This window comes from Acinetobacter sp. WCHAc060042 (assembly GCF_003231195.1).
Taxonomy (GTDB): Bacteria; Pseudomonadota; Gammaproteobacteria; order Pseudomonadales; family Moraxellaceae; genus Acinetobacter.
Genome location: NZ_QKVN01000118.1, coordinates 1 through 799, shown reverse-complemented (window position 1 = coordinate 799; position 799 = coordinate 1). Strand labels below are relative to the sequence as shown.

Genomic DNA, 799 nt, shown 5'->3' with positions numbered 1-799 from the left:
CCTTTTAATTTAACCTTGATTCTTTCATGGTTGTAATAGTGAATATATTCTTTCACGGTTTGCTCTAACTCATCAACAGATTTAAATTCTTCACCATAGAAACACTCTGATTTGAGTATTCCAAAGAAGCTTTCCATAGAGGCATTGTCTAAACAATTCCCCTTACGCGACATGCTTTGGATTAGCCCTCGTTCTGCTAACTGTTGCTGGTAAAATCTCATTTGATACTGCCAACCCTGATCTGAATGGATGATGGGCTTTTCAGTTGGTTTGAGCTTGTTCAGTGCATCTTTTAGCATTTCTTTCACCAATCCAAACATCGGTCTACGTTGGGTTTGAAAGGAAATAATTTCACCATTAAATAAGTCCATGATCGGTGATAAATAAAGCTTCTCACCCCGAACATTGAATTCCGTTACATCTGTAACCCACTTCTGGTTGGGCTGATTTGATTCAAATTGACGTTGTAATACATTGTCTGCAACTCGACCTACTTGCCCCCTATAAGAACGATATTTCGCTATTCTGATGCGTGATTTTAGCTTCATGGACTGCATAAGCTTTTGAACACACTTATGGTTAATCACTAATCCCATGTTTTTCAAGGCAAGTGTAATCCTTCGATAGCCATATCGCCCTTTATGTTGATGATAGATCGCCTTGATCTGCTGTTTTAAATCACTGTATTTATCTTCGAGTTTTGATGACTTCTCATGATAAAAGTACGTGCTTCGAGCCATTTTAGATGCGCGTAATAAATGTCTTAGTGGATAGCTTTGCCTTAATTCAGATACAAGTC

The 799-nt window shown here is 38.0% G+C and carries 1 protein-coding gene; it reads right to left on the bottom strand.

Annotated elements, in window-relative coordinates:
- Positions 1-799: IS3 family transposase (locus DPG01_RS18485; protein ID WP_110976011.1), on the bottom strand; the 799-nt coding region annotated here is incomplete at both ends.